This window comes from Streptomyces sp. 2A115, from assembly GCF_052245575.1.
In the GTDB taxonomy this organism is placed as follows: domain Bacteria; phylum Actinomycetota; class Actinomycetes; order Streptomycetales; family Streptomycetaceae; genus Streptomyces.
This window is the reverse complement of the sequence record NZ_JBQQCG010000118.1, coordinates 15,838-30,918: the sequence shown is the minus strand read 5'-3', so window position 1 is coordinate 30,918 and position 15,081 is coordinate 15,838. Positions and strand designations below refer to the sequence as shown.

At 67.6% G+C, this 15,081-nt stretch carries 15 protein-coding genes; 7 read left to right on the top strand and 8 right to left on the bottom strand.

The features are described from left to right. Positions 1-341: ROK family protein (locus ACTWQR_RS51045; RefSeq protein ID WP_443234190.1), on the top strand; the 341-nt coding region annotated here is incomplete at its 5' end. A 116-nt stretch (positions 342-457) separates the two neighbouring features. Further along, positions 458-1,702: a cytochrome P450 family protein gene (locus ACTWQR_RS51040; protein ID WP_443234189.1), complete on the top strand. Its 1,245-nt coding sequence runs from the start codon at positions 458-460 to the stop codon at positions 1,700-1,702. Positions 1,703-1,879: 177 nt separating this feature from the next. On the opposite strand, the gene mhpA is transcribed toward ACTWQR_RS51040, so the two are convergent. Continuing rightward, on the bottom strand, positions 1,880-3,589 hold the full coding sequence (mhpA, locus tag ACTWQR_RS51035) for a bifunctional 3-(3-hydroxy-phenyl)propionate/3-hydroxycinnamic acid hydroxylase MhpA (RefSeq protein WP_443234188.1): 1,710 nt from the start codon (positions 3,587-3,589) through the stop codon (positions 1,880-1,882). A gap of 338 nt (positions 3,590-3,927) precedes the next feature. Here mhpA and ACTWQR_RS51030 point away from each other — a divergent pair, with 338 nt between their 5' ends. After that, entirely contained in the window at positions 3,928-5,178 is a 1,251-nt protein-coding gene (locus tag ACTWQR_RS51030) for a cytochrome P450 family protein (RefSeq protein ID WP_443234187.1), read from the top strand. Between the two features lie 61 nt (positions 5,179-5,239). Here ACTWQR_RS51030 and ACTWQR_RS51025 read toward each other — a convergent pair whose 3' ends face one another. From ACTWQR_RS51025 to ACTWQR_RS51015, 3 genes are all read right to left on the bottom strand, one after another. Continuing rightward, positions 5,240-6,307: a methyltransferase gene (locus tag ACTWQR_RS51025; protein WP_443234186.1), complete on the bottom strand. Its 1,068-nt coding sequence runs from the start codon at positions 6,305-6,307 to the stop codon at positions 5,240-5,242. 74 nt (positions 6,308-6,381) lie between these two features. Then, positions 6,382-7,185 (bottom strand): class I SAM-dependent methyltransferase, encoded by an 804-nt coding sequence (locus ACTWQR_RS51020; RefSeq protein WP_443234185.1) that lies wholly within the window; start codon positions 7,183-7,185, stop codon positions 6,382-6,384. A gap of 228 nt (positions 7,186-7,413) precedes the next feature. Continuing rightward, positions 7,414-7,611 carry a ferredoxin gene (locus tag ACTWQR_RS51015; protein ID WP_443234184.1) on the bottom strand — a complete coding sequence of 66 codons (198 nt, stop codon included), beginning with the start codon at positions 7,609-7,611 and terminating at the stop codon, positions 7,414-7,416. A gap of 420 nt (positions 7,612-8,031) precedes the next feature. Here ACTWQR_RS51015 and ACTWQR_RS51010 point away from each other — a divergent pair, with 420 nt between their 5' ends. Continuing rightward, complete coding sequence (locus tag ACTWQR_RS51010; RefSeq protein WP_443234183.1) at positions 8,032-8,817, top strand: thioesterase II family protein; 786 nt, start codon at positions 8,032-8,034, stop codon at positions 8,815-8,817. A 102-nt stretch (positions 8,818-8,919) separates the two neighbouring features. On the opposite strand, the gene ACTWQR_RS51005 is transcribed toward ACTWQR_RS51010, so the two are convergent. Then, positions 8,920-10,215, bottom strand: a complete 1,296-nt coding sequence (locus ACTWQR_RS51005; RefSeq protein ID WP_443234182.1) for a helix-turn-helix transcriptional regulator — start codon at positions 10,213-10,215, stop codon at positions 8,920-8,922. 730 nt (positions 10,216-10,945) lie between these two features. Between ACTWQR_RS51005 and ACTWQR_RS51000 the strand changes: the two genes are divergently transcribed. Then, entirely contained in the window at positions 10,946-11,677 is a 732-nt protein-coding gene (locus ACTWQR_RS51000) for a response regulator transcription factor (protein ID WP_443234181.1), read from the top strand. Between the two features lie 126 nt (positions 11,678-11,803). Here the strand turns inward: ACTWQR_RS51000 and ACTWQR_RS50995 are convergent, their stop codons facing one another. Continuing rightward, a complete protein-coding gene (locus ACTWQR_RS50995; RefSeq protein WP_443234180.1) occupies positions 11,804-12,253 on the bottom strand; it encodes a type II 3-dehydroquinate dehydratase in 450 nt (149 codons plus the stop codon). 324 nt (positions 12,254-12,577) lie between these two features. Here ACTWQR_RS50995 and ACTWQR_RS50990 point away from each other — a divergent pair, with 324 nt between their 5' ends. Next, entirely contained in the window at positions 12,578-12,802 is a 225-nt protein-coding gene (locus tag ACTWQR_RS50990) for a DUF5988 family protein (protein WP_443234179.1), read from the top strand. A 120-nt stretch (positions 12,803-12,922) separates the two neighbouring features. Here the strand turns inward: ACTWQR_RS50990 and ACTWQR_RS50985 are convergent, their stop codons facing one another. Both ACTWQR_RS50985 and ACTWQR_RS50980 read right to left on the bottom strand, forming a co-directional pair. Continuing rightward, positions 12,923-13,099, bottom strand: a complete 177-nt coding sequence (locus ACTWQR_RS50985; protein ID WP_443234193.1) for an isocitrate/isopropylmalate family dehydrogenase — start codon at positions 13,097-13,099, stop codon at positions 12,923-12,925. Beyond that, positions 13,072-13,833: an isocitrate/isopropylmalate family dehydrogenase gene (locus ACTWQR_RS50980; protein ID WP_443234178.1), complete on the bottom strand. Its 762-nt coding sequence runs from the start codon at positions 13,831-13,833 to the stop codon at positions 13,072-13,074. The genes ACTWQR_RS50985 and ACTWQR_RS50980 overlap by 28 nt, the downstream gene beginning before the upstream one ends. Before the next feature lie 681 nt (positions 13,834-14,514). On the opposite strand from ACTWQR_RS50980, the gene ACTWQR_RS50975 reads away from it, so the two are divergent. Then, positions 14,515-15,039 carry a DUF2637 domain-containing protein gene (locus tag ACTWQR_RS50975; protein ID WP_443234177.1) on the top strand — a complete coding sequence of 175 codons (525 nt, stop codon included), beginning with the start codon at positions 14,515-14,517 and terminating at the stop codon, positions 15,037-15,039. The last annotated feature ends 42 nt before the right edge of the window (positions 15,040-15,081 follow it).

Genomic DNA, 15,081 nt, shown 5'->3' with positions numbered 1-15,081 from the left:
CCCTGCACCGCGCGACACGGCTGCGTGGGAGGACGGTCCCCTTCGACGACCTGCGGCAGGCATGGTGCGACGGACAGCCGTGGGCGGTCTCCGTCATTCGGCGAACCTGCCGGGCGCTGGCCGTCGCGACGGTGGGCGTCCAGGAACTGGTCCATCCGCGACTCGTGCTGCTCGGCGGCGGCTTCGCGAGCGGCATCCCGGGCTTCGTCGAAGCCGTGTCCGAACACCTCACGGAGCTGGCCCGCCCCGGCCTGCTCCCGCTGCCCGTGATGCCGGCCGCGTCAGGAGGCCTGTCTTCGCTGCACGGCGCGGTGTCGCTCGCCCGCCTGGCAGCGCCCTGACCCGTCGATCCCGTCAGACCCCATCAGGCCCATCAGACCCGCTTCCGCAAAGCGGGAACCGCTTTTCCTCGCAACCGAAGCTCGACACAGGAGCTCGACACAGAAGGGGGAGACCCATGACCGCTACCGCCGAGAACTCTGCCGACCCGATCGATCTGCTCTCGCCGGACCTGACCGCCGAACCGTTCGCCAGGTACGCACGGATGCGTGAACAGGCGCCGGTGCTCACCGGTACGGTGCTGGGGTCGCCGATGTGGCTGGTCACCCGCTACGACGACGTACGCCAGGTCCTCACCGACCCGCGGTTCGTCACCAACGCGGCATCGGTACAGGGAGCGGGCCAGGACGGTGAGCACGCGATCCTGAAGCAACTCGCCATCCCGTCCGACGTGGTCGACCTCATCGAGAAGGCGATGATGAACCTCGACGGCGCCGCCCACGCCCGGCTGCGCAAGCTGGTCTCCCGGGCGTTCACCGCGCGGCGGGTGGCCGATATGCGTCCGCGGATCGAGGAGATCACCGCGAGGCTGCTCGACCGGATGGCCGAGGCGGCGCGTGACGGCGCCCCGGTCGACCTCGTGGAGGCGTTCTGCTACCCGGTGCCGATCGCCGTGATCTGCGAGATGGTCGGGATCGACGAGGAGGACCGCCCGCAGTGGCACCGCTGGGGGCGCGTGCTGTCCCTGATGCAGGTCGAGCTCCTCCCGACCATCCTGCGCGAGTGCGCCGACCACGTGATGGACGTCATCACGCGTCGGCGCGCGGAGCCGCGTGACGACCTGATCTCCGCGCTCGTACAGGTCCAGGAGGACGACGGCGACCGTCTCTCCGACCGGGAGTTGGTCACCCTGGTCTTCACCATGGTGACCGCCGGGCACGAATCGACGACGTACCTGATCGGCAACTCGGTGCTCGCCCTGCTCGAACACCCGGACCAGCTCGCGCTGCTGCGCGAGGACCCGTCCCGGTGGCAGCCGGCGGTGCGCGAGCTCATGCGCCTGGGGCCCTCCCAGTTCGCGCAGCCCAGGTACGCGGCGGAGGAGATCGAGCTGGGCGGGATGAAGATCCCGGCGGGCTCGGCGGTCACCCCGCTGCTGCTGGCCGCCAACACCGACCCGCGCAAGTACGCCGACCCCGAGCGGCTGGACGTCTGCCGGGGAGCCGGGAGCCATGTCGGGTTCGGGATGGGCGCGCACCACTGCCTCGGTGCTCCGCTGGCCTACCAGGAGGCGGAGGTGGCGCTGCAAGCGCTGTTCACCCGGTTCCCGGACCTTTCCCTCGCGGTGGAGCGCGAGGAGATCCCGTGGGCGCTGCGGCCCGGGTTCACCCGGGTCGAGAAGCTCCCGCTGCGGCTCGGCTGAGCGCGCCGCCCCCCGTCGGCCGGCCCGGCCGGCGGGGGCCCGCCCGTACCGGATCGGGCCGTCGCGGATTCTCGGAGCCCCCTCCTGGGGTCGGTCGTCCCTGCCGCGCGTGGGGGGTCGGTCGTCCCCGCCGCGCGTCACTCGCCCGCCCGATCGCGCGGTGAACCGTCGGCGCCGTCAGCCGGCCCGGTCGGACACACCGGCCGGCACCGCGGCGCTCAACCGGTCCCGCAAGCCGTCGACCAGGGCTCGGGTGTCGCCCGGGCCGCTCGCCGCACCGAAGACGTGGTAGTCCGGGCGGACGAGCAGCGAAGTCGCCCCGAACCGCGCCAGATACGGTCCGTAGACGTCGTCCAGGTCCACCACGCCGATCACGGCGGCCCGTCCGCCGTCGGCCTGGGCGGTCGACGCCGATCCCCGCTCGTCGGGTGCCTGCCCGGGCGGCAGCAGCCGCACCACGTGGGCCTCCAGGCCGGCCAGGAAGGAGAGCCGGTCCGGGTCGAGTGCGGTGAGCGGATCGTCGGTCGTCAGCAGGACGAACCCACGGCCGACGACCTCGTCGAACAGACCGCTGCGGCCTTCCCGGCGCACTCGTCCCTGTGGTACGATCTCACCCGTCGGCGGCTCGGCCGTGTCCGCTCCCGGACGCCGGTGCAGCAGCCCGCCCGAGAGCGGCCTCGCCGGCTCCGGCCGGGTCGGCGGTCGGCCGCGCCGACTGGCCAGCACCGTGGCATCCCGCTCCGCGGCGGCCGCCGGATCCGTCACGCAGATCACCCGGCCCAGCTGGACCGACGCCAGGATCGACTCCCGGGCCTGCACAAGGCGTTCCTCCGGGTAGCTGTCCAGGAGGGGCTCGGCCGCCCGGCCGCTCAGCGTCAGGTCCAGCTTCCACGCCAGGTTGACGACGTCCCGGATGCCGGAGCACATGCCCTGTCCGGCGAAGGGCGGCATGAGATGGGCCGCGTCACCGGCCAGCAGGACATGGCCCACCCGCCATCGGTCGGCCCAACTGGCCTGGAACATGTACGTGGTGCTGCGCAGCAGGGTGGCGGTGTCGGGGGTGACACCGAACGGCGCCAGCAGCCGCCACGCCGTCTCGTCCCGGTTGAGTTCGGCGGTGCTCTCGCCCGGCAGACGCATGAACTCCCAGCGCCGGCGCCCGGGGCCGCTGCCCACCAGGGTCGTGGGCCTGGCCGGATCGCAGACCTGCACGTTGGTGGGGGTGAACTCGCGTGGCGGCCGCAGTTCGATGTCGCAGAGCAGCCACTCGTAGGAGAACCCGAGGTCCGTGACGGAGACGTCGAGGTGGTCGCGGACGAAGCTGTTGGCGCCGTCGCACCCCACGACCCACCTCGCGGAGAGGACACGGGTCGCTCCGTCGCCGGTGGCGGCGGTCACCTCCACCCGCTGCTCGCCGTCGGCGATCCCCACGACCTCGTGTCCGCGCAGCACGGTGATCCCGTGAAGCGCCGCCGCTCTGGCCGCGAGCAGTTCCTCCAGGGCCGGCTGGTGCATCGTGTTGGCGTCCGGCCAGCCGTAGGGACCGGCTGTGGTGAACGCGATGTCCAGCAGTGCCGCTCCGGCGGCGGTCCGCCACTGGTAGCCGTTGGCCGGTTCCGTGATCCGGCCCAGATCCGGGCCGATCCCGGTGGCGGCCAGGAGCCGTGCGGTCTCCCCGTCGAAACTGGTCGCCCGGGGAAGCGGGTACGGCCGGACCCGGCGTTCGAGTACGGTCACCCGCCGGCCGCGCTGGGCGAGCAGCACCGACAGAGCGGCACCGATCGGCCCGTTGCCCACGATGACGACGTCCGCGTCCGTCGGGTCCGCCGGGTCCGTCGGGTCCGTCGGGTTCGCCTTTTTCGCGTCGTGCGGTCGCATGGTTGCCATCGGGACCCTATGCGCGTGCTGTCGGCAGATCGGCGAGCACTTCGGAGAACGGCGTCAAGGAAAACCTCACAGGTATGCGCTGTCTGAAGAGCTGAATTCCGTCACGCTGGAAAACGCTGGAATGTTATTCCCCTGTTCAAAACGTGTCAAGGGGCGGAAAAACTTACCAGGTCGAGGGATGTTCGTCCGGCCATTCCTGTTTTAGCCTGCCGAAAGGCCGTGCCGACAGATCAGGGTGTTTCCCAACCGGCGCACTTCGAGAACTGGGTCCTCCGGTTTATCCGGCCCGAACGACAATGCCCGTCCAGCTTTTTTTCCGACATGGAAGGGGGAGAACCATGACCGCTACCGCCGAGAACTCGGCCGACCCGATCGAACTGCTCTCGCCGGAGCTGACAGCCGACCCGTTCGGCGGGTACGCGCGCATACGTGAACAGGCGCCGATGATGACCGGCACGATCGTGGACGGCGCGCCGCCGATGTGGCTGGTCACCCGCTACGACGACGTGCGTCGGGTCCTCACCGACCCGCGGTTCCTCAACAACCCGGCGGCGGGGCCGACGCCGGGCGGCTCCTCGATCATGAAGCTGCTCAAGATCCCGTCCGATCTGGTCGACTACCTCGCCGACAAGCTCATGCAGATCGACGGCGCCGACCACCGCCGCCAGCGGAAGCTGGTCTCCCGGGTGTTCACCGCGCGGCGGGTGGCCGATATGCGTCCGCGGATCGAGGAGATCACCGCGAGGCTGCTCGACCGGATGGCCGAGGCGGGCCGCGACGGCACACCGGTCGATCTCATGGAGGCGTTCTGCTATCCGGTGCCGATCACCGTGATCTGCGAGCTGGTGGGGATCGACGAGGCCGATCGGCCCCAGTGGGGCGAGTGGGGGCGCGTGCTGTCCTCGCCCGTGGAGTACCTCGAGCGCGTTCCGACCGTCCTGCGCGAGTGCGTCGACCATGTGCTGGACGTGATCGCGCGCCGGCGCGCGGAGCCGCGTGACGATCTGGTCTCCGTCCTCGTGCAGGCCCAGGAGGACGACGGTGACCGTCTCTCCGACCGGGAGATGGTCACCCTGGTCTTCACCCTGGTGATCACCGGCTACGAGACGACGACGTACATGCTCGGCAACTCGGTGCTCGCCCTGCTCGAGCACCCGGAGCAGCTCGCGCTGCTGCGCGCGGATCCCTCCCGGTGGCCGCAGGCGGTGCACGAGCTCATGCGCCTGGGGCCCGCCCAGTGGGGACTGCCCCGGTATCCGACGGAGGAGGTCGAGGTGGGCGGCAAGACGATCCCGGCGGGGTCGCCGGTCATGCCGCTGCTGCTGGCCGCCAACACCGACCCGCGCAAGTACGACGACCCCGAGCGGCTGGACGTCTGCCGGGACAGCGGGCAGAGCCACCTCGGATTCGGACAGGGGGCGCACTACTGCCTCGGCGCGCCGCTGGCCCTCCAGGAGGCGGAGGTGGCGCTGCACGCGCTGTTCACCCGGTTCCCGGACCTGTCCCTCGCGGTGGAGCGCGAGCAGATCCCGTGGGTGCCGCGGCCAGGAGTCACCCGGGTCACGCGGCTGCCGCTGCGACTCGCCTGAACGCCGCCCCCGCCGGCCGCAGCGGTCGGCGGGGGCGGCGCTCACCACGGCGCCGGTCCGATCACGCGACCTTCGTGGCGCACAGGATCCCGTGTGCGATAAGGGCTCCCGGCATGTGGGCGAGATCCTGGGCGACCGTCCTGGTCACCTTGAACCCACACTCCTCCACCCAGTCCCGGTAGGTCGACAGCTTCTGTGGCCCGCCCTGGCCCATGGTGCAGCCGAGGAAGTAGGCGGGGAAGAGGTCGACGCCGACGCTGCTGGTCTCCCTGACGTCGTCGGGGTACACCGGCACCAGAATGTTGATCTGCCCACCGACCTCCAGCGCCCTGTTGACGCCGTTGAGGATCCTGAGCACGTCTTTCCTGTCGAACATGTCCAGGAAATGCTTGATCAGGACAATGTCGAAACCCTTGGGAACGCTTTCGAACACGTCACCACCGATGAACGAGCAATGTTTGTCCACGCCTTGAGCTCTGAAGTTCTCCAGGCATTCCTGCTCCTTCTCGGGCAGGTCGAAAGTCGTCACGCGCAGCCCGGGCGACGCCTTCGCCCGATAGGTCATGATCGCTCCCAGACCGGTGTTTCCGGCGAGGTCGAGGACCTGCGAGCCGGATGCTATGCGGACGTTGCGGAGAAACCAGGGATCCATCTGGGCGGTGACGTCGTCCATCATCGTCGCCCAGGATTCGCGCAGGTCCTTGTGCTCGGCCACGGCCTCGTACAGATTTCCCTCGAATCCGTAGAGCTTGTCCAGGCCGACGATCGTGCCCGTACGGACGCTTTCGGTGAGGTAGAACATCTGCCTGAGCATGACCACCTTGATCATGTTCATCACCTGGAGGACGCGCCTCAGGTCGGTCTCGGCGATGCCCGCGAACGCGTCGAGGGAGTAGCCGCCGGAACGCTTGTCGTAGGAGACGAAACCCTCCTTGACCGACAGGTGGAGGAGCTGCTCCACGGCATCTGGCGCGGCGCCGACGGCGTCCCCGAGCTGGGTCGCGGTCATACCGGGGGTCTTGCGGAGCGCATCGACCATGCCGAGCTCGAAACACGACAACAGGATCATGAACCTCGCGGGTCCCACCATGTACTCGCGAAGTCGTAGGAACGTGGCTACTGCGGTCATCGCACTGATTCCTTCGGTCGGTTGGTCGTCCGGCGCAACGTCCTGATCCGGCTCGAGGCCGCGTTCTGCCTGACTCAGGCCGGCCGCCGGGCGACGATCCTGGCGTGGTGGAGTCGGGCCCTGTCCGCCTCGAACACGGCCCGCAGCACCTCGTCCACGAACTCGTCGGCGCGTTCGCCCAGCGCGGCGGCCTGGGTGGCGAACCCGGCCAGCTTGTACCGCCGACGCAGCTCGGGCAGCTCCGCCGGGTCCAGGCCGGGACCCTTCGCGCTCAACGCGTGGACGATCTCCGGTTCGTAGTGGGTGATCTCCAACCCCGCGTCCACGAGGACCTCGGCCACTTCCTCGGCCGGATACTCGTGCATCGCCGGCTGCGCCCCGGCGAGCAGGCCCTTCCACTTCGGACTGCCCGCGATCTCTCGCAGGATCCCGAACATCCCGGGACCGTCGCCGCGCGGCTGGGCACCGGTCCACTGGAGCACGACGTACCCACCCGGACGCAGCGCACGGGCCATCCGGCGCAGCGGCGCGTCGACCTCGGTCACCCAGTGCAGCACCCAGGAGGAATGGGCCACGGTGAAACGCTCCTGCGGGAGGTCCAGTTTCTCCGCCGGGCAGACCTCGGCGTGCACGGAGAGTCCGGCACACAGCCGCCGGGTGGCGTCCACCATGGACGGTGACGCGTCGCATGCCCAGACGTCGAACCCCCGCTCCGCGGCGGTTCGCGCTATCTCCCCGGTCCCGCAGCCGATCTCGGCGAACGCCCCACCCTGCTCCAGGGCGTCGCCCGCGAGCGAGAGCGCGGCGAGTGCCGTTTTGACGTGCGGCGTGTTCACCTGCGCGTAATCCTCGGCCAGCCAGGCATTGGTTGCGGTCATCGACGATGTCCTTTCTCTGCCGGGAACCGTGCGGCGCCGAGTGAAATCGGCGGACCCATCGCTCGAAATCGCGCCGCTGCTTGAGACATGAGAAATCCCTGCCGATCCCGCGACGCGCATCGGCCTTCCGTAAAGTAGGGCAGGAGCGACAGGCTGGGCATCCCTCGATCTGATAGGTCGCCGTCCTGGGGCCATCGACCAGGTGCGGCAACAGGCCCGCTCACATGGTCATTCGGCCAGCGAGAGGGCCCCGCTCGGGCAGATGTGGACGGCTTCACGGGCCTTTTTCGCCAGGAGTTCGCCCTCCGGCTCGGAGTTCAGCACGATGACGGTGCCGTCGTCCTCGCTCTGGTCGAACAGGTCCGGCCCGCTGAGCGCGCACTGGCCTGCGCCGACGCACTTGCCGGTGTCCGCGACGATCTTCATGGTGGTTGCCTCCTACCAGGTGACCGGCAGCCCGCCGACCGGAGTTCGCGCATACGACGGAAGGCGGGCCTTTTCCAGGGGTACGAACGTCCCGGCCTCGCGGGCCTTCACGGATGACGGGCGTGGACAATGACGCCCCAGCAGTACGAAATCGCCGTCACCACGCTAGCGACACTCGCCACCGGGTGGCAATGAGAGCCAATTCCGGCCGGGCGCAAGCCCAACTCCCCCCGAATCACGACGTGATCAGGGTACGAGGGGGCTATCAGGCCGAGGGATGCCCAACCGGTGACGCCTCTCCTACTCTGTCGAGGGACGACGCAAGTCGCGGGATCGGCACGGATCCCACCGTCGATCGTCTGCCGACCCGCGGTGGGGCAACTGCGTGCCAAAGGCGATTCCTGAAAGGAATTTCTGGCCGTGCTTCAACCAGTGGAGCAGTTCGAACGATGGATCCGTCGATTTCACCCGGCGCCGGACAGCAGAGCCCGCCTGGTGTGCCTGCCGCACGCCGGTGGATCGGCGAGCTTCTTCTTTCCGGTCTCCAAGGCGCTCGCGCCCGAGGTGGAGGTGCTTGCGGTCCAGTACCCGGGGCGGCAGGACCGGCGCCACGAGCCGAATGTCGCCGGCCTCCCGGACCTGGCCGACCAGATATTCGCGGCGCTGCGCCCTCTCGACGATCGTCCCCTCGCGTTGTTCGGGCACAGCATGGGCGCCGTTCTCGCCTACGAGCTCACGCTGCGCATGCAGGACGCCGGACTTCCCGCACCCGTGCGGCTCTTCGCCTCCGGCCGCCGGGCCCCGTCCCGCCACCGCGACGAGCGGGTGCACCTGCGGTCGGACGCACAGATCGTCGCCGAGCTTCGGATGCTGAGCGGCACCAACGCAGCCGTGCTGGCCGACCCGGAAGTGCTGGACATGATCATGCCGGCTGTCCGCAGCGACTACCGCGCCGTCGAGACGTACCGGTATGACCCCGGCAGGAAGCTGGACTGTCCGGTGACGGTGCTCACCGGAGACAGCGATCCCCGGGTCTCGATCGACGAAGCGGCAGCCTGGGAGGCGCACACCACCGGGCCGACGGAGCTCCAGGTGCTCCCCGGAGGCCACTTCTTCCTCGTCGATCAGAGTGAACGCGTGATCGGACTGGTGGCGGAGAAACTGGGCGGCCAGGGCGTCGGTACGCAAGCCGAGGCCGCCGTCTGAGGGGAATCCGGCTTCAGGCGGCGCGTCCCCGGCGTGCCCCCGTTCGCGGAGGGGAACGTGCTGGCTGCCGCTTCGTCGAAATGGGTTCAGCTGTACCGGATTTCAGTATTCACCACTTGAAACCCGGCTCCAAGTTCGCGTCAGTTCCACGCGAGAAGCCACGTTCATCTTTCGGAAGATCTTCTTCAAATGGAATGCCACTGTGTGGCCGGAGATGAACAGACGCTCACCGACCTGGGAGTTCGTGAAGCCGTGGCTCACCAGCTCGGCCACGGCGGCTTCCGTATTGGTGAGGGAGTCGATGTTCACGCTGTGGGTGGCGTATTGCGGATAGCGTCCACGCCGCACTCCGAGCGAGCGAAGCCTGCTGACGACCCTACGGGCATCTCGTGGCGCCGCGGAACTGGAATATCCGTCCACCGCCCGTTCGAGGACCTCGACCGCCCGATCACGTTCCTGATGTGGTGCGGAGAGGAGTTTCCCGGCATCTTCGTAGGCGGAGGCGCCAGCCCACAGGTCCAGATGTGATTCAGCTGCCGCGATGAGCTTTTGCGGATTCTCTGCCAGCAACCCGTCGGCATGTGCCGCTGCCGCTTCTACGGAACGCAGCCCGCGGTTGCGTGCGGCGAGCCCGGAAGCTTCGTGGACCACCCGCTTGGCGAGAGATTCTTCGTCCAGGTCTTTCGCGGCCCGGACAAGCCAGGCGGCGGCGGCCGGTTGCGAGGCCAGCAGCTCCAGCACCAGCTGGTCGTCCGTGATGATGCCCGCGATGAGATGAGCGGCGCTCACCGCACTCCCTTGCACCTCCAGGAGTTGAGCGGCGGCCCAGGCGCACTGGCTGGGGCCGTGGAGGGTATTGCCGAGCAGGGCGTCGTCCCGCAGCTGGTTCGCGAAATCCAGGCTCACGCCCATGTTGCCCTGCCTCAGGGCGCTCAGTGCCATCACGGTGTGCGCGGCGGGAAGCAGACAGTTGAGGCCGGCCTCCCGTGCCTTGTGGACGCCCTTCCCCGCCAGGTCGCCAGCGGTGTCGACGTCCCCCTGGGTGAACGCGAGGTCTGCCGCACACATCAGTGAGGCCGCCACCAGCTCGCCGGTGTCCTCGATGCCGGTCTTCAGTTCCTCCACGCTGTCGAGTACACGCGCCGCGGAGGCCAGCTCGCGGATTCTGACCAGTAGGGCGGAGTACCAGACTTTCGCCAAACCCAGGCAATTTCCGTCGCATTGGGGGTGCGTTTCACTGGCTGTGGCCGCCCAGTGCATGGCCTCCGTGAGATCCCCGCGCGACCAGGCAGAGAAGGAGAGTGCGGAGAGTCGAACGGGCTCGCAGGAGGTGCTGTCACAGGCATACAGCACGGAAAGAGAGGGCTTCAGCTGCAAGCGAAAAGGGGAATTGAGCATCACATCTCCTGACCTGGGGTCATCGTCACGCTCGGATGTTCTCTGTGGGGGTACCGGCAGCGCTGACCATCGGCATTCGGTGCCTCGCCGGCCACCATGCATCCTCGGTTCACCGACCGGAGGGAGGCGGACGTGCGGTACGAGGCAGTACCGGATGACGGAAGATGAGGGGGAAGTGGACTGAAGGGGGAGTGAGCTCGAGTTGTGCCTGGCCTGTTCGGACGATCCGATCTTAAAGCCCGGAAGTGCAGGGGTACTTCAACAGAAATGAAGTATTAATTTAATACTACTGTCGAGTAAGGTCCAATTCTTGCCACCTGCGATATGCCCGAATCTGTCGTGTCCTTCCCTGTTGCAACTGGCCCATGGCCCGGTCGCGGAGCTCGTCCGTCGGTGTCGGGTCACGGTGTGAGGCGGGTCGGGCACGGCTGAGAGATGATCCCGGAAGCGGCACGTCACTCGCGTGACCGGACCGCGATCGCCTCGCGCTCGCCGTCGCTTCGCCTGCGCCCGCTGTTCGACGCCCGCATCCGCACGGCGCCTCCGGCGCACTCGGCGACAACTGTCCTGCGCCCTCTGTCAGTTCACGCACGCGGAGATCAACGGGCCACAACAGCTTCCGTTTCGGACCAATAGGAGCCGGGTATGTCTTCAGATCGGATCAATGGAGCCGGGTAGGTTTTACCAGTGGAACCCGGATAGTCTTGACGGAAAACGAGGGGGGAATGTTTTGGGAAAGCCATCCGTCCGCGTTCTGTTGGTAAGCAATGATGCAGGACTGAACATCGCCTTGCACAACCCGCCGCTCCCCGCGAAATACACCATCATTATGGCAGCCACGAGCAGCGAGGCCCTGGAGAACTTCGCTGATTTCGACCTGTTGCTCTTCGACACTTCCACGCCGGGCCTGGACAGTCATGAGGTCTGTAAGAGGATCCGCACGCAGACCTCCGTGCCGATCGTTATTCTCGCACCGTGTGTCAACGAGATCGACCGGGTGCTTGCGCTGAATGCCGGAGCGGACTACTGCGTCGTCAAATCGGACTCGCTCCACGAGTTGAAAGCGAGTATGGATGCCGTCATACGGAGATCGCGTAATTTCATGACCCATCGGCAGGTCCACAGGCCGCTGGCCCGGACCGGGGAGACATTGATCGTGGGGTCGCTGCGTCTGAATCTGCGCAACCGGGATGTCACCCTCGACGGTCGGCAGATCCAGCTGACCCCAAAGGAGTTCGATCTGCTCTCCATGCTGATGGAGGACCCCGACACCGTGCACACCCGCAAAGCCATCATCTCTCGGGTGTGGAAAGATCATTGGTTCGGCTCGACGCGGACGCTCGACGTCCATATCGGGGCGCTGCGCCAGAAGCTCGGCTCCTACGAGTGGATCGAGACCAAACGTGGAATCGGCTTTCGGCTCGGCTCCGCACCGTCACCGACCGCGCGGGACTCACCGTAGCCGCAGATATATCTACGCGGTGAAAGTGTGGGCCATTGTTACGAGGATGTTTCGCAGCCCTGGGTCATGGAGTCGTAGATATCCGGCCATCAAGCCTATGCCCACCGTCCCAGCCGTATAACCCACTCAGGCCACGCGGCGTTGCCCGGACAGATGCAACAGGGCCTGGGCGGCCAGACGATAGCCGAAGGCTCCCAGGCCGACCACCACGCCGCTTGCCAGAGGGGCGATCACCGATTCGTGGCGAAATTGTTCGCGGGCCCATACGTTGCTGAGATGCACCTCGACCCAGGGCGGGGAATAGCTTGCCAGCGCGTCGCGAAGACTCCATCCGGCAATCATGAGCGCACCGGGATTGATGATGGCCCCGACAGTGGTGTCACAGTGCCCGTGAATCGCGCCGACGAGATCTCCCTCCCCGTCGTGCTGGATCGAGAGAACTTCCCACCCCTGGACGCTCACCTCCTCGGCGACCGCCGCTTCGATGTCGGCCAGCGTATCGGTGCCGTATATCTCCGGCTCGCGTCGCCCCAGGACGCCCAGGTTGGGACCGTTCAGGAGAAGCACGACACTCAAGGGGCCACCTCGCTATTCATTCGACCGGCGAGCTCTGGACCACCTCCATACTGTCGATGCCGTTCACAATGCACCACCATCAGAATGGGTAGTTCCCGCGGCGCATGAGGCGGCGGACGGCTTGCCCGGGAAACCGCGTCGGCGCTACCAGCATTGGTAGACCTTCCGTATCGGGCGGATAAGGACGCCCTCCCTCGTACCCCTCCTCCCTTCGCTCCGCTTACGCTCGACGGAAGTCCTTCGACTGACCGGGAGTTGAGGACGGCCGTGGTCGAGCGACCCGGTTCCGGCCGCGAGCGGCTGGTCCAGAGGGTGAGGAAAATCATGGACGACAATGGCGCCCCCAACGTTTTTCTCCGCGGCGGGATTCGCACGGCGATCGCCGACGAGGAACGGCTGCGCTTTCTGCCCGACCTCGACGTGGACAAGGTCAAGTTGCTGTGCGGCAATCGCTACGAGCACTTCGAGGCCAGTTCCGAGACGACGGTGGTCGACGACCGCGAACTGCGGGTCTTCGTGTGGACCCGCTGCACCTACGTGGCGGAGTGACCCGTCGGCGACGCGACGCGCACCGGAACGCGGTGACGACCGCCGCCGCACGGAGCCGTCGGTCGCCGTTCCAGGGGATCCCCGTCGGTGGCGCGCAGGAGACCCCGTCCCCGTCCGCCGTCAGTTCAGCGCGTCGACGAGGGCCTTGGTTACGTCCTCGGTCGTGGCTGTGCCGCCGACGTCGCGGGTGAGGACGCCGGCGGCGGTCGTGGCCTGGATGGCCTTGTGGAGGCGGGCCGCCTGGTCGGGGAGGCCGAGGTGCTCCAGTATCAGCGCGGCGCTGCCGACCGCGCCGATCGGGTTGGCCAGGCCCTGTCCCGCGATGTCGGGGGCGGAGCCGTGGACGGGCTCGGAAGCATGCTCGGGAAGCGGCGCTCGGGGTTGAGGTCGGCGCTCGGGGCCAGGCCCAGGCTGCCGGTCAGCGCGCTGCCGAGGTCGGAGAGGATCTCGGCGTTGAGGTTGGAGGCGACGATGACCGAGAGGTCCTCGGGCCTCAGTACGAACTTCGTGGACGTCGGGTCGACGAGGACGCTCTCGGTCTCCACGTCCGGGTAGTCGAGGGCGATGCGCTTGAAGGCGTCGTCCCACAGGACCGTCCCGTACTGCTGAGCGTTGCTCTTGGTGACCGAGGAGACCTTGCGGCGGGCGCGGGCGCGGGCCCTGATCCGGGCCAGGTCGAAGGCGAACCGCATGATCCGCTGGCAGCCCACCTCGGTGAACAGGGCCGACTGCACGGCGACTTCACCGCCGTGTCCGCGGGCGGAGAGGTTGCGGCCGCCCAGCCCCGCGTACTCGCCCTCATTGTTCTCACGGACGATGACCCAGTCGAGCTCGGTGTCGTCGGCCTTGCGCAGCGGGCTCCGCACGCCGGGCAGGAAGTGCATGGGGCGGACGTCGGCCCACTGGTCGAAGCTCTGGCAGATCTTCAGGCGCAGGCCCCACAGGCTGATGTGGACGCACCGGCTCGCATCGGCCTCCGGGGGAGACCTGCACGCCGGTTTCCTGACGTGGTTCGCCACGGCATTGCGCATGGTGACCGGGACACCCGACTTCTGCGTCGGCTCCTATTACGCGGGCCGGGAGGAAGTGCATGAGGACGTCGTCGGCTACTTCGTGCGCCCGATCCCGGTGCGGTTCACAGGGTCCTCGGAGGTGCGACATCAGTGGCTCAGGTCCATCCCGGATCCCGCTCTCCATGCAGGACTTGATGGGCCTCGCACCGACCAGAAGACGACCGGGTACACCCCCCGTGTTCCAGGCCGCCATGACCTACCAGAACGTCGCTACCGCACAGATCAAGGTGCCTGGACATACCGTTCGCCGTATACCGGTCACACCCATCGCATCGCCGTTCCAACCGCACTTCGAGGTGAAGCCGTTGGTTGACGGCAGGACCGCGCTCGAGCTGTAGTGGGATCCCCGAGCCGTTGCCACAGCCTGCGTCCACCACCTTCGCAACCTCCTGGACGCCACTACGCCGGGCAGTCCGGGATGACTTGAGTTGCGGAAATTCACGTTTTTGTACCAGGCGGGACTGTATCCGGCGTACAGCCCGACTCGTCTGCCGGCAGGGTTCTGACCTGGGCTTATGGCCTGGTCGGGGCCCTTCGTCGTGTCAGGGTGCATCCCGCTTCTACCTGCGAGTTCCCGGGAGTTCCCGCGCAAGTGTGCACGCGTTGTGCACTGGGGCACGGTGCCGGGCGGTGGGTTCGATGAGCGATGTCACCGACTGCATGCAGGGGTCCGCCGAGGGCCGGGGCTCCAACCTGGACGCATGGATTCGGTCTCTGTGCGCTCTGGTCGTTGCCGGGGTCGCCGCGTATGCCTCGTATGTTCACCAGCGTGAGTTCGCGCTGCAGGGTGGGGCGGATGAGGTCAGTGCTTCGTTGTGGCCGCTGTCCGTGGACGGGCTCTTGCTGCTGGCCACGGTGGGCCTACTGAAGCCCTCCGGGGCCGGCACACGCCGGGCGCGAGGCGTGCCTGCCGGACGAGCTGTCCCGCCCGCTCTTCGACACTCTGCGCCTGACGGTGCGCTACGACGGCCGAACCGGCGAAGCCGTGTGCAGGATCGTCCTCCCGTTCGGTGTCACGAATCAACCGCCACCTCCGATCGCGAAGGGCGACGCTCTCGCCGTCCGCAGCGAAGTCACTGTCGCGGACCGGTCGGATGTCGAAACGGTACAGAATCAGCAGGCCCAGGCGGTGGTGAGAGTACTGGCCTGGCTTGCGGGCCATGAGGAAGACAGGGCATGGGCGCGGTCAAAGTAGCCAAGTGCATC

What these genes read in the sequence shown, in the direction of transcription:
- ACTWQR_RS51040 (WP_443234189.1), top strand. Translation starts at nt 458, where the DNA reads ATGACCGCTACCGCCGAGAACTCTGCCGACCCGATCGATCTGCTCTCG.
- mhpA (WP_443234188.1), bottom strand. Translation starts at nt 3,589, where the DNA reads ATGGCAACCATGCGACCGCACGACGCGAAAAAGGCGAACCCGACGGAC.
- ACTWQR_RS51030 (WP_443234187.1), top strand. Translation starts at nt 3,928, where the DNA reads ATGACCGCTACCGCCGAGAACTCGGCCGACCCGATCGAACTGCTCTCG.
- ACTWQR_RS51025 (WP_443234186.1), bottom strand. Translation starts at nt 6,307, where the DNA reads ATGACCGCAGTAGCCACGTTCCTACGACTTCGCGAGTACATGGTGGGA.
- ACTWQR_RS51020 (WP_443234185.1), bottom strand. Translation starts at nt 7,185, where the DNA reads ATGACCGCAACCAATGCCTGGCTGGCCGAGGATTACGCGCAGGTGAAC.
- ACTWQR_RS51015 (WP_443234184.1), bottom strand. Translation starts at nt 7,611, where the DNA reads ATGAAGATCGTCGCGGACACCGGCAAGTGCGTCGGCGCAGGCCAGTGC.
- ACTWQR_RS51005 (WP_443234182.1), bottom strand. Translation starts at nt 10,215, where the DNA reads ATGCTCAATTCCCCTTTTCGCTTGCAGCTGAAGCCCTCTCTTTCCGTG.
- ACTWQR_RS50990 (WP_443234179.1), top strand. Translation starts at nt 12,578, where the DNA reads ATGGACGACAATGGCGCCCCCAACGTTTTTCTCCGCGGCGGGATTCGC.
- ACTWQR_RS50980 (WP_443234178.1), bottom strand. Translation starts at nt 13,833, where the DNA reads ATGCGCAATGCCGTGGCGAACCACGTCAGGAAACCGGCGTGCAGGTCT.
- ACTWQR_RS50975 (WP_443234177.1), top strand. Translation starts at nt 14,515, where the DNA reads ATGAGCGATGTCACCGACTGCATGCAGGGGTCCGCCGAGGGCCGGGGC.